The 13,056-nt window shown below is 67.6% G+C and carries 8 protein-coding genes; 4 read left to right on the top strand and 4 right to left on the bottom strand.

Annotation, left to right across the window (positions count from 1 at the left end):
• Window positions 1-139: 139 nt before the first annotated feature.
• From SM757_RS01825 to SM757_RS01840, 4 genes are read right to left on the bottom strand one after another with little or no spacing between them, the layout of a single operon-like run.
• The gene (locus tag SM757_RS01825) at window positions 140-1,165 is read right to left on the bottom strand and encodes a Wadjet anti-phage system protein JetD domain-containing protein (RefSeq protein ID WP_322463998.1); all 1,026 of its coding nucleotides are present in this window, start codon (window positions 1,163-1,165) and stop codon (window positions 140-142) included.
• The gene (locus SM757_RS01830) at window positions 1,165-5,562 is read right to left on the bottom strand and encodes a coiled-coil domain-containing protein (RefSeq protein WP_322463999.1); all 4,398 of its coding nucleotides are present in this window, start codon (window positions 5,560-5,562) and stop codon (window positions 1,165-1,167) included. Before SM757_RS01830 ends, SM757_RS01825 begins: the two co-directional genes overlap by 1 nt.
• 3 nt (window positions 5,563-5,565) lie before the next feature.
• Entirely contained in the window at window positions 5,566-6,282 is a 717-nt protein-coding gene (locus tag SM757_RS01835; protein ID WP_322464000.1) for a hypothetical protein, read from the bottom strand.
• A complete protein-coding gene (locus tag SM757_RS01840) occupies window positions 6,279-7,778 on the bottom strand; it encodes a hypothetical protein (protein WP_322464001.1) in 1,500 nt (499 codons plus the stop codon). The genes SM757_RS01835 and SM757_RS01840 overlap by 4 nt, the downstream gene beginning before the upstream one ends.
• A 781-nt stretch (window positions 7,779-8,559) precedes the next feature.
• Between SM757_RS01840 and SM757_RS01845 the strand changes: the two genes are divergently transcribed.
• From SM757_RS01845 to SM757_RS01860, 4 genes are all read left to right on the top strand, one after another.
• Window positions 8,560-9,642, top strand: a complete 1,083-nt coding sequence (locus SM757_RS01845) for a type IV toxin-antitoxin system AbiEi family antitoxin (RefSeq protein ID WP_322464002.1) — start codon at window positions 8,560-8,562, stop codon at window positions 9,640-9,642.
• Window positions 9,630-10,502, top strand: coding sequence for a hypothetical protein (locus SM757_RS01850; protein WP_322464003.1), 873 nt, complete (start codon window positions 9,630-9,632; stop codon window positions 10,500-10,502). Before SM757_RS01845 ends, SM757_RS01850 begins: the two co-directional genes overlap by 13 nt.
• Window positions 10,503-10,512: 10 nt before the next feature.
• On the top strand, window positions 10,513-11,880 hold the full coding sequence (locus SM757_RS01855) for an AbiJ-related protein (protein ID WP_322464004.1): 1,368 nt from the start codon (window positions 10,513-10,515) through the stop codon (window positions 11,878-11,880).
• 81 nt (window positions 11,881-11,961) lie between these two features.
• Entirely contained in the window at window positions 11,962-13,053 is a 1,092-nt protein-coding gene (locus SM757_RS01860) for an ATP-binding protein (protein WP_322464005.1), read from the top strand.
• The last annotated feature ends 3 nt before the right edge of the window (window positions 13,054-13,056 follow it).

Raw genomic sequence — 13,056 nt, forward strand, 5'->3', positions numbered from 1 at the left:
TCCTCTTGTGCCGCGTCGCGCTGCTGCAGGAAGTCGGCGGTCAGAACGTTCACCATGCATCGAGTCCCTGATGCCAGCAGTCGGTGGTGGAAGCTGAGCGAAAGCCGATAGATATTGGCCACACTCCATTTGCGAGTGTTCAGCCCGGGATGGAGCAGGGCGGTGTCATGAATCCGGCCATGAGCTGCTCGTAGCCCAAGGCCTCCTGCGGAATCCACTGTCCGGCTCGCCAGAGCGCGGCCAGCCGTTGCCCGAGATCCGGGTCCAACCACCGGCACGCCACGTCGACATCCGCGTCGGCACATTGGGCCTTGTCTCGCGTGCGACCGTGGTCAAGCAACCAGCGGTAGGCTGGCAGCGCCGGCGCGACCTGAGGTCCTGCGGGCAGCGCTGCGCGGTTGAACTCCATGGGAATGCGCAGGCCTTTCGGGTCGAGATCCCCGAGGTACTCGGCGCCGCTGGCCCGGACCTCGCGCAGCACCTGCCCCAGCGCGGCGCCGCTGCTGCGAAACGCCTCGCCGGCGCCGTAGACCACGGCGGCGTAGCGCCTGGCGTGCTGGTTCCACTCGCCGAAACTCCAGAAGCTGTCGTGGTTCTCGACGACCAGCACCGGGCGTCCCGGCGCCGCGGCCGGCCGGTAGGGCAGGGGAGGCGGCACCACGAATGCGCCCAGCGTGTGCAGCGACAGCCGACCACCGAAGAGGTGGTCACCGCTGCGCAGTGCGTCCAGCCGCTTCTCGTCGCCGAAGATTTCCAGCGACCGCTCCTTGACCGGCACCCGCACCAGGCTGGCGCGGCGGCGCAGCAGGAAGTCGTTGAGGGCCCTGGCCGCGGGCAGCTGGGCGGGCTTGAGCTCGGTCCAGAAGCCCAGCTCCGGGACCCAGGGCACGCGTGCGTAGTCCTCGGCCGCCGGGGCGGGCGCCTCGTCGCGGGCCAGCAGGACCCACCGGGGCAGCGGCGGCGCGCCGGTGCGCTCCCAACTGCCGGCAGCAGGCAGGGCGATGCGGCCCTGGGCCTGCAGCTCCCGCAGCGCCAGTAGCAACTGGGCACCGCGGTCCGGGCTGTTTTGAAACTCGGGATGCGAGGTGTAGAAGAGTCGCTTGAGCTCCTCCAGCACGATGCGGCGCCGCGGCCAGGCCGCGAGCTGGGTGAGGAACGCCGACATTAGCGATCGTCCGCGGCGGCCTCGTGGAGCTTGAAGCGCGCGGCCTCCAGGTGCCAGCGCTGCGTGCGGCTGTTCTGCCCGGCCCGGCGCAGCCGGATGAAGCCGGTGAACTCGCCCAGTGCGTTGTAGTCCTGGATGGCCGTGGCGAAGATCAGCTGCACGCCGATCGAGGTCGCCAGCAGCCGCTGCGCCTTCCACATCGTCGGCGAGGTGGCCTTGGCGAACGGGTTGTCCAGGATCAGCGGACCGCCGCCGGCCTTGTGCAGCGAAGCCTGCGTCTGCGCGCGCAGCTGGGCCACCACAAGGTAGAGGAACATGGCCATCACCACGCCCTCGCCGCCGGAGTTGGTGATGCGGTCCAGCGCGGCGTACTGCTGGCTCTCGTCCGGCACCATCTTGAGCAGCTGCAGGCCCAGGGTCTTGCCGCCGTGCATGCGCAGCACGGCCTCGGCCACCAGGTCAGCGCCCCTGGCCGGGATGACGTTGGTGTCGATGAGGTGGTCCAGGTAGTGGTGCAGGGCCTGGCGCCGTGCGTCCACGCTGGCCGATGCCAGGTGGGCCCGCATCCGGATCACGGGCTTGCCCGCCACGTAGGGCGCGCCCGCCGGGACGCGCTTGGTGGTGGCCGCGTTCAGCAGCGAGACCGCCGTGCGCGACAGCGCCAGCAACTCCTCGACGCAGGCGTCGAAGTCGGCCTGCATCTTCTCCAGGCTGGAGCGCGTCGTGCCGATGCGGTCCTGGAGTCCCTCCAGCAGCCGGGCGGCGTCGGCACAGGCGGCCTCGAAGCCGTTGGCCAGCAGCTGGGTCGCCAGCTCCGGCTCCACCTGCTGCAGTGGCGGCTCGGCCGCGGCGACCTTGAGCTTGTCGAACGCCTTGCGCGCCGCGCCATGCGCCTGCTCGCGGCGTCCCACCTTGCCTTGGAAAGCGTCGATCAGCCGCGTGGCCTGGGCGGCCGCGTCTGCCTCCAGCTCGAAGCCCTGCCCGGCGTCGGGAGCGGGGCCCGCACCGGCACCCGCCAGACTTGCCAGTTGCAACGCCAGCAGCTCGGGGTCTGGTCGCTCCCCCAGCGCCATCGACGAGCACAGCAGGGCGGCGAACCGGTCCTCCTCCGAGGCCAGCCGCCCGAGGTCGGCGGCGCGCTGGCGCGCCTGCTCGGCCTCGGCCAGGGCCTCCTCGTGGCGCTGCCCGGCCTGCGCCGCCATGGCCAGCGCCTCGTGCCGCGCCCGGTCCAGGGCCTCGGGGTCTAGCGCCGCCAGGTCCGGCGGCACGGCCGCCAGCGTGCTGGGGTGCTCGTGGTGCCACTGCCGGGCCTCGCGATTGGCCAGCTCCAGCGCGGCCCCGGCGTCGACGAGCGCCTCGTGCGCGCGCTGCAGCGCTTGCTCCAGGCCGGGCAACAGGGCCGTATGGTCCATCCCGGCATACGGCCCCAGGTCGTCCGGGCCGAGCCCGTGGAAGTCGCGCGTGAACTCGTCGGCCCTGGCGCGCCAGGCCTCGCGCGCGGCCTGCAGTCGCGACTCCAGCACGCCAAGCTGGTCCTGCGCCCGGGCCCGGAAGGTCTGCAGCGCATCGGCGTAGCTGGTGCGCAGCAGGGGCAGGTCGGCGGCGCCGGGCAGGGATGAGCCGTCCACGAGAAGGGCGAGGTCGTGGACCTCGACCCGGTCGCGCTCGACCTGCAGGGCCTCGGCCTGCGAGCCGAGCCGGACCGCGGCTTCGAACGCTTCACGCGCCGCCGCCTCCAGCGCGGCGATCTCCCGTGCCGCCGCGGCCCGCTGTTCGTTGAGCGTCTGGACCGCACGCGCTAGCGCTTCCAGGCGCTGCAGCCGTCGCGGCCGCTCGTGCTCGAAATCCTGCAGCAGGCGCTGCAGCTCCTGGACGTGGTGCGCGCAGCCGCGCGCGTCCTCGGCACGCTCATGCGCCCGGCGCGCGCACTGCCGCGCCGCCTGCTCCGCCTCTTCCTCGCCCGCCACAGCGTCGCGGGCGCGCGCCTGGGCCATCTCGAGCTCGTGCCGCAGGCGCTCGGCCTCAACCTGCGCCGCGGCGCGGCGGCCGCCCCCGAAGCGCCTGAGGAAGGCCTGCAGCGCCTCCTGCGCCGCCAGCAGCGCGGCATGCCGGCCGGCATGGGCGGCGCGGTGTGCCTGCTCGGCCCGCATGCGCTCGTCCAGGCCCTGGGCCAGCGCCAGCGCTGCCGGCCGGTGGTAGGCAGCGTCGCTCGATGCCGGCACGACCAGGCGGTCGGCGGGCGTGCCTTGCGGGTCCATCGCCACCGGGGCCACGACCACCGGGCGCGCCGGCAGCGCTGCGTCCCACGACATGGCGCGCACGCGCTCCATCTCGGCTGGCGCCACGCTCACGCCGAGGAAGCGGGCTGGATCGCTGAGCACCAGCGCCCGCGCCCGGCCGGCGTCGGGCACGGCGTCCGCGACGTAGCCGTTGCACGGGCGTGCCGAGCGGATGCCCGCCGCGCGCAGCCGGGCAACAACCAGCTCGACGTCCGGGCTGTGGCCGGCGACGCCGGTGTCCTCGATAGCCTGCCGCGTCGCCCGCAGCTCGGCCAGCCGGACATCGCATGACGCGACCTCCCGCGCCGAGGACGCGGCGCAGCGCTCCAGCAGCGGCGGCAGGGCTGGCGACTCCGGATCGGCCACGTCAGACTCCACCGCCTGCAGCAGCGCGGGCAGCTGCGACAGCCGCTCGTGCTCCGCGTGGCCCTCGGCGATGAAGCGCTCCTGCGCCGCGATCTCGCCTTCGAGCCGGGCGGCGGCCAGGCCTTCCCGGGCCGAGACCTCGCGCGCCTCCCGGGCCCGGCGCTCGTGCGCCGCCTGCTCGGCCTCCAGCCGGGATCGCTCGTCCTGCCAGTGCACCGCCTGCCGTTGCCAGCGCGCCAGGGCCTCAAGCGCGGTTTCCTGTGGTGAGGCCAGCACCTCCTGCTCCAGCAGCCGATGGCGCTCGCGCCGCCAGCCGTCCTCCTGCGCTTGCAGCCCGGCTTGCTTGCTGCCGGCCGCCTGCAGTCCCTCCAAGGCGACCTGCAGGGTGCCCCGGCAGGACTCGATGTCCGCCAGTCGTGCGGCGCGCGCCCCTTTGGCTTCGTCCCGCTGGGCGTGCAGGGCCTGCTCCTGTACCAGGAGTGCCTGGCGCAGCAGGGCCCCGCGCCGCGCAGCCTGCGCCTGGAAGGGCCGCAGGCCCTCACGGGCCTGGCCGGCCGTGGCCTCGAGCGCGTCGACACGGGCCTGCGCCGCGGTGACCTCGGCCCACAGCCGGGCCGCCTTCACCAGGAGGATGGTCCGCTCGGCCTGGGCATGCGCGTCCCGGGCTGCGCCCTGGGCCGTCTGCGCCAGCTCGACCCGGCACCGGTGCCACAGCGTCGTGAGCGTGCCGGCGCGGTCCGAGTGCGCGTGGGCCGCCTCGCCGGCGGCTGCCGCGGCCTCGTGCAGCTGCTGCGCCTGGGCCTGCGCCTGCTGCTGCGCCTGCCGGTGGTCGGCCACGCGTGCGTGCAGCGCCCGGGCCATGCGCGCCCCGTCTACAAGCACGGCGGCCTGCTCGGCCATCGCTTTCTGGTAGGCCGACGCCGCCTCGCCGAAGGTGCCCAGCGTGCCCTGCAGCCGCGTGAGCTCGGCCAGGCGGCGCTGGTATTGCGGCTTGCGCCGCAGCTTGTCGCAGGTGGTGGCCACCGCCTCGCGCACGGCGGCGGCGCGCTGGGCGTCAAGCGTGAGGACGAAGAACTTGCGCAGGAACTCCGCCTCGGTCCGGAAGTCGAGGAAGCCGGTGTCGAAGCCGCCTTCCTGGGCCGAGAAGTTGACCTGCAGCTGCAGCATCTCCAGGTCGATGAGGCGCTCGTCGTGCAGGTGGCGCTGCCAGTCGGCCTGCTTGCGGGTGATGTAAACGTCGCCCGGGTGCTGTCGCTGCGCCTCGTGGATCCAGCGCAGGAACTCCGCCATGGTGGCAGCCGGGGACGCCGAGAGCTTGGGCGCCGGCACGTCGTGCAGCTCCAGCCCCGGACGCGCCTCGAAGCTGAAGAACAGCCGGTCGCAGTCGGGTACGTCGTTGCCCGGCCGGATGGACACCACCTGCCCAACCACCAGGGTGCAGGGCGGCCCGCCCGTCGTGCGCGGCGGCATCAGCCACTCCGCCAGGATGAAGCCGGGCAGGCCGTCGTGCGAGAAGTACTGCGTGAAGTGGTTGTTGCCGCTTTGCAGCCGCTTGAGGAAACGGTCCTGGCCCGGCTCGAAGCAGGAGAAGATCAGGCTCAGCAGCGTCGTTTTCCCGCCGCCGTTTTCCAGGTTGATGATGACGTCGGCCGGCAGCGCGGTGTCGGGATCGGTCAGGTCGAAGGTCAGGCCGTCGTACCACGCGGTGGGGTAGCCGCAGTTGCCCAGGTAGATGCGGGAGATCTTTTGCATGGTTCAGGCCCTCGTGCCCTGCGCGATCTCGTAGAGGCGGCGCAGGGCCAGCTCGCGCAGCTGGACCCGCAGCCGGTGCGTCGCGGTGTAGGTCATCGCGGCTTCCTCTTCGGCGTCGCGGTCCAGGCGCACCAGGCCGCCACGCTCCATGTGCGCCAACGCCAGCCGCACGACGCCCACCAGCGAGCCTGGTGAAGCGCGCTGGCTCGCCGGCACTGTGATCGGCAGCGCGGCCAGCATCTCCCAGCCCGGCGCCAGCTCGGGCGGCACGTCGGCCCCCGGCGGGGCTGCCTCCTTCAGGCGCCGTGCCAGCGCGTGCAGCGCGTCGCGGCAGCCGCCCACGGAGACCGGCACCGGCGTATAGCCGTCGTCGTCCAGGGCGTCCGTGGTGGGGAAGAAGGCCGCGGCGACGGCGACGTGCGCCAGCAGCAGGGCCGCCTTCTGCTCCGCGCTCAGGCCCAGCCGGATGTCGGTCATGCGCACGGCGAACCGGCTCTCGCGCGACGCGGGCGCCACGATCAGGCCGCGCTCGCTGGCGTCCAGGATGACGAGCTCCAGGCCGGCGGCGACATCCTGCACCTGCGCGGCGAAGCCGGGGTCGGCGCGGTACAGCGCCAGCAGCTCGCGGTACTCCAGGTCGTTGGCGGGCGCGAGGCTGGTGTGCAGTGCCTTGTAGGCCAGGCGCGCGGCGTTGCGCACGCTGGCGTGGACGGTGCTCATGCGGCGTCTCCCCGAGGCGTGAACTGCAGGTTGGTGCCCTGGGCCACGTCGGCGCGGAACTGCGCCAGCGCGCTGTCCAGGGTGCGGGAGCGGACGTGCCGCAACGGCGTCTCGGTGTCCGAGAACGAGCGGAACAGCACGAGCACCAGGCAGCGCCGCATCGTGCGGTCCAGCCCCTCGTCCTCGGCCATCTCCAGCAGCTCGTCGATGCGCAGCGCCGCGCCGGCCGCGAACTTCGTTTGCAGCCAGTGCGTCACGGCTTCGATCGTTTCCTTGGGGAACGGCGTCGCGGGCGGCACGAAGGGCACGATCTCGCCGTCGTCCGGCTCGGGCTCGACGTCCTGGGCGCGCTGCTCCAGCAGCAGCGAGAACAGCGCGTTGAGGTCGTGGACGACGGGTCGGCCCGGCGGGTGCAGGGCGCCCAGGGCTTCGTCCGCCGCCTCGGCCAGCGCCTGCACGGGGCGCTCGATGAGCTGGGGCAGCAGCCGCGCCTCCAGGTCGGGCAGGGCTGTCGGCCGGCGCGCCCGGAACACCGAGCGCTGCGCTACCAGGAAGCGGTCGCCGGCGCCGCTGATGTCGTTGACCAGCTGCGAGCGCAGCAGGCTCGCCCCCTGCAAGGTCTTGAGCAGTTGGGCAAGGTTGGCGCGCGAGCGCGTCTCCTCGGCCTGGCGCAGCGCCTCCAGCACCGCCTCCTCCATGCGCTGGTCCTCCGACTGGCGCTGGCGCACGTGCTCGCGCGCCTTGTCCAGCCCCGGGGCCATGTCGCGGCTCCAGTGCACGGTGCCCGGGGCGCGGCAGGCCTGGTGCAGCCGATCGCGGATGAGCTGGCGGTACTCGATGGACAGCGTGCGCGCCCGCCTGGCGATCTCCAGCGCGGTGTCGAAGCGGCCGCGCTGCACCAGCAGGTCCAGCATCTTCTCCATCAGCTCCTGGGCGTCCTCGGGCGCGAGGTCCAGCATGCCCAGGTAGACCAGGTAGCCCTCCGGCGTGGGCTTGTAGCGGTAGACGTCCTCGATGTCCGGCTCGTAGGCCACCAGGCGAAAGCGCACGCTGCGCAGGCCGCCGCGGGCGGCGTCGAAGTGCTCGAAGGCGAACTCCCTGTAGCCGTTGGCCTTGTTGTCCAGCGCGGCAAGCACCGCCTCGGCCACGCGCAACCGCTGCACCCGGCCCAGTTGCGGCTTCATCGCGCGCGCCACCTCGCTCAGGTGGGACAGCACCTCGTCAGCGGTGCAGCCGCTAGAAATCGTGGTGCCCTCCATCATCAGGTCCAGGGCGCTGAGCACGAGGTAGTGCGTGTCGATGCCCTGCATCAGCGCGTCCTCCGCCGTGCCAGTCGTACTGCCGTCACCAAGGCGCAGCTTGTTGAGCTCCAGCTGGAACAACGGCCGCAGCAGCAGCAGGTTGCGCTGCTGGCGCGTGAGGTCCAGCAGGCCGCCCACCGGGGCGCCGACGCTGTCCGCGTCGTCGAGAGCGTGCTGGGAAAGCCGGTCGTTCATGGGACGCTCCGAGTGCTTGCGACCCTGCTCGGGCTGCAGATCCGGGGATATCCAGGGCCGGCGCGGCGCCTGCCGTGGCAGGCGGGACCGCGGCTCCCTGACGGCGGTCTTCACATCTTCCGGCATGGCTGGCTCATGGCGTGAGCCATCCATGGGGCAGCGAGCGACGTGGGAATGGATTTGAGCTGGGTGGCCGCCGCATTGGCTTTCACTGCCATGTTCACCAGCAGATCTTGCAAGTCCTTTCAGTCATGGACTTGCCATCTTTCATCGGTCGAAGGACGCACTCGGCGACGACTCGGGCACATCAGCTAATGCCGTTTAGCAAATACCTGCTCGGCCCCCCGCGGCAACGGGCTGCAAATGGTGCCGCAGGCGCCCAGCCCGGCCGGCCACCGCGCTCCACCCGCCTCGAAGTCCGCCTTGGCACCGAGGGCACAGGCGCGGCTCCGGCGCGCCGCCGGGCTTCAGAGCTGCCCACAGAGCGGGTGGCTGGTGCTAGCGAGCTGATGTGTTGTTGGTGGGAGCGGGGGCTTGGCTGGGCCAACGGCGCTGGCACCTGCTCGCGACCACTTGCCTGGAGACCGAAAATGCCCTCAGATTTCTGCCCTTATCGGCTATTAAGATCGTCTTGTGTAGGCGCGCGGTGTGTAAGTGCAAAGAGCAAGCCGTTGAGATGCCTGCAAGGGAAGAGCAGGTCAGGACGGTTTCAGCAGAAGTTGAAAATCTTTCATAGAGTGAAAGCGTCCCCTGATTTCATAAAATCTGGTACTTTCAACAGATGCTGAAACAAGCTCATCCAATGAAAGAAGCCGAGGCTCAAGCTGGTCAGGCGCTGCGCGGGTTGCTTGAGAAGATTCCGATCCTTCAAGTCGAAAGCATTGAAGCCGGGGTTCTGTCCAGTGATTGGGAACCGGACCTGATTGTCCGGCTGCTTGTGGACGGTCGGCAGCACTTGCTCATTTGCGAGTACAAGTCCAATGGGCAACCACGGTATGCCCGGGCCGCGCTGATGAAACTGTGGAGCTACGTTGCACAGCGAGCCTCCGAGGCGACACCTGTCTTCATCGCACCCTACATTTCACCCGCGGTGAGGCAGATGTGCGAGGAAAAGGGTGTCGGGTATCTGGACTTGGAAGGCAACGCCCGGATTTCCTTCGGCGGCGTGTTCATCGAACGCATGGTGGCCAACAAGCCGATGGCCGAACAACGCGAACTCAAGTCGCTGTTCAGGCCAAAGTCGGCTCAGGTTCTGCGTGCCATGCTGCGCGAGCCCGGCCGTGCATGGCGCGTTACCGAACTGTCGGAAGTCTCCGGTGTCAGCTTGGGGCACGTTAGCAATGTGCGCACAGGCCTAATTGACCGGGAATGGGCACGCGCCTCGGACGATGGGCTCATCCTTTCAGAACCCAATGCCCTGCTGGACGCATGGCGGGACAGCTACACCGCACCTCTAGGTGAACGGCTGCGGTTCTACACGTCGCTGCATGGCAGCGCGCTCGAAAACGCGGCTCGCAGTGCACTGCACGCCGAAGACGGCCTCGGGCACGCTGCTTTCGCATCGTTCTCAGCCGCGCAGTGGCTTTCACCTTACGGGCGCACTGGCACGCACTACTTCTTCGCCAACACGGAAGGCCTGCGAAAGCTTCAGGCAGCGCTGAAGCTCGCGCCTGTATCGAAGGGCGAGAACGTGGTCGTCACCGTGCCGAAGGACTTGGGACTGCTCGCCGACACCGTTGAACCTGCACCGGGCGCAGTCTGCACGAGCCCGGTTCAGACCTACCTCGACCTCTCCATTGCCGGCGAACGCGGCGCCGAGGCCGCCGATCACCTACGCCAGCAAAAGCTCTCATGGCCAAAATAACACCACCCCAGGAACCACAGTCGGCCGCGCAATACGACGACCGCACGACCGCAGCCGTGAAGTCCGTGCTGATCGAGATCGGCCAGATACTTGGCAGCTTCAAGGGCAAGTTCACCATCATAGGCGGTGCGGTTCCTTGGCTGCTGCTGGCCAACGAGGACATGCCTCACGTCGGCACGCTCGACGTGGACGTCGGACTGGATGCGGAAGCTCTTGGCGACGGCGAATACGCGACCTTAATTGATGCACTTCAAGGCCATGGATACGCCCAGCGCGAAGGGCTTCGACGCTTCCAACTGGTTCGCCAAGTTCCCGCGCGAGATGACGGGGAGGCGATCGACGTCGTAGTCGACTTTTTGATGCCACGCGACGCGGAGATCGTCAAGAATGATCCTCCCTTGATCAACAACTTCGCCGTGCAGCGGGCGGACGGTGCCGACCTGGCGATGCGGTTCTATCAACTGGTGGCAATGGCGGGGCCGATGCCAAATGGAGGAACGAACCGCGTGGAAATCGCGGTGTGCTCTATCCCTGCACTGCTGGCGATGAAGGGCCATGCGTTGGCGGGCCGCTACAAGCAAAAGGACGCCTACGACATCTACTACTGCGTGCGGAACTACCCTGGTGGCGTCCATGCGCTGGCGCAAGAATGTCTCCCTCTTCTGAGGCATGCAAGCGGCGAGCGCGGTTTCCGCCACATCGCTGACAAGTTCGAGTCCTACGAGGGTCACGGTCCCACCTGCGTGAGGCGCTTCGTCGAAGACACGCATGCGCTGGGTGATCGCACGCCCGAACAGTGGCAGCAGGATGCGTTCGGGCAAATCGACACACTGCTGCGCGCCATGGCGCTGCGAGCTTGAGTCACGTCTCATGGACTACGCGCAACTTCGCAAACTGCTGGCTCCTCTTGTCACGGCACTGAAAGACGCCGGCACGCACACCGAGCTGCCGACGCTTTGCGAAAAATTGGGGCTGCCTGCGCCTACCGCTGATGGTTCCAAGCGAGAACGCATAGCCTCCAGCTTTGAGGCGGTGGCGGACATGAATCTACCGGGGGTTGCACGCAAGCTGCTGCTGCACCACCCGCCCAATGCCACTACGCGCAACCAGATTCAGGACATCCTCTGGAGCGACAGTGCATGCTCGCCCATCCCAAAGAGGTATCGCCGCGAGGTTGCACGCAGGCTCAATAGCGAAGACCTGTATGGGGATGCTCGCCGGTTCGACGACTTGCTGGAACGCCTGTGGATCTTGGATGCCAATGACTGGATGCACCACCTGCTGGGCGGGACGCCCACAGGATTGCGAGCTGAAATTCACCAGCATGTTCATCGTCACCCGGAGGACTGGCCGGCCGAAACTCTGTTTGACCAGTTGGGCGCCTATGACGCCTCCGACCAGCGCTTTGCTTTGTTTCTGGAAGGTCTGGCCTCAGCCGACGTACGCCCCGACGAGGCTGCGCAGCGCCACTTCGTCGCCTGCGTCAACGAGCCGCTGCGCAGCTGCGGCGTCGAGCTACGCGAGACCAGCTCGGAAGGCGGCTACCCGGTCTTCTCATTGGTCTCACTGCACGCGGCAACCAAGGGCCGGCCGAAGAATCTCATTTTCGCCTCGCCCGACAAGCCCGACCTGCGCTTTCGTGATGCGCTGGACAACCATATCGAGATCGTCACCAACGCGGACAAGGTGCTCGTCTATGACCGTCCCATCGGCAACGATGGGCTGCGCTGGAATGACCTGCAGCAGTGGTGGAGTGACACTGAGCAGATAGCCGATGCCACCCTGGCCAAGCGCTCGCTGTATGCGCGTCTCAAGGCTAGTCTGCCCCGAAACTCTCCACCGCAGACCCTGTTGTTCGATGCTTTCTTCGAGGGGTTCCGCAGCGCGGTGCCGAACCTGCCAGCGCTGCTGCCAGAGGTCTGGTTGCACTGGGATCCACGCGCGGTCAAGGAGCGCGGGCCAGACGCACTTCTGCGGTTTCGCATGGACTTCCTGCTCTTGCTGCCACAGGGCGTGCGGGTGGTCATCGAGGTAGATGGCAAGCATCACTACGCAGACGCTACGGGCACCGCCGACGTACAGCGTTATGCGCAGATGGCCAGGGCCGACCGCGAACTCAAGCTGGCGGGCTATGACGTCTTTCGCTTCGGGGCAGCGGAGTTGCAGCCCACAACTAAAGCCGATGTGAAAGCCTTTTTCGAGGCTCTGTTCAAGCGCTACGGCGTTCCGACGAGCTGATCGTGTTTTTGCCTTCAACACGGCTGAAAGTTGGCGCAATTGGAATTGGTGCTTACAGGTGTTCGCATATGATCCGGGGTGATGCTAGACCGGATCTGTGCGTTTCTTGAAAAGAACCCGGGCACCAAGGCCAGGACCATTGCTACGCACCTCGGCGTTGACCGTGCCGAGCTCAATCGTTTGCTGCATGACCATCAAGACAAGTTCGAGCAAGACACCAATTACCAATGGTCTCTCGTGCCAACCGCCTGCCGCATTGAGTTTGGTGGCAGCAGCCGTTGGTTGACGTCCCGGGCATTCGACAGCGCCCTGTTCAACATCTCGCCCTTGGCGTCGCATCACGCTGCGGTCACCCTTGTTTTGAAGGACGAACGCAAGCCGATGCTGGATTTCCTTGCCCGGTTGCTGGCCCTTTGCAACCAGCTCACCGCTGCTGGAAAGGCAGTCACACTTGACTTCGAAGGCTCTGAGACGACGCTTTCATATCTTGACCGGATTGGCTTTTTCGATGTCTTGGCCCCATCAATCAATGTGCTGCCGAAGCGGCCTAGTGGCGAACTGGCCAAAACTTACCGCGGCAGGAATGATGGCGTCATCGAATTCCGCCTCATTGCTCCTAAAAATCCAAACAGAGAAATTCCGGAGCTACTTCAGCACAGCTACGAAAGCTGCGCCGGCGACAGTTACTCTCAAGCAGCGTTTACAGTACTCTCCGAACTCTTTGGCAACGTCGTCGACCACTCGGCTACTTCTTCCCCCGGCTTCGCAGGTCTTCAGTTCTATCCCAAGACTGAAAAGATTCAGGTAGTTATCTCGGACAACGGGCAAGGTATCGTCGGTACGCTGGCTCCGGTGGTGCCGGTGAAGTATCCGAAGGTTGCCCGACTGATGGAAGCAGCCCCGCACTCCGGCGTGGCACTGCTTGAAGAAGTGTTCTCAAAGGGGGGGCTTAGCCAAGTTGATACCGATGGCAGGGGAATAGGCCTCAACCGGTCAGGCCAACTTGCTGAGAAATTCAAGGCAAAAATCTCGGTCCGTCAAAGTGACTTTGAACTTTGCGTCTATCACGATCACAACGGCATACAGTTCAGTCACCGACTCAACTTGGCGCGCTTGGACGGCACGCACATCTGCTTCGAGTTCAAGCTTGACAAAGCGCGCAACTCTGATTAAATT

Source organism: Azohydromonas lata (genome assembly GCF_034427735.1).
GTDB classification, from domain to species: Bacteria; Pseudomonadota; Gammaproteobacteria; order Burkholderiales; family Burkholderiaceae_C; genus Azohydromonas; species Azohydromonas lata.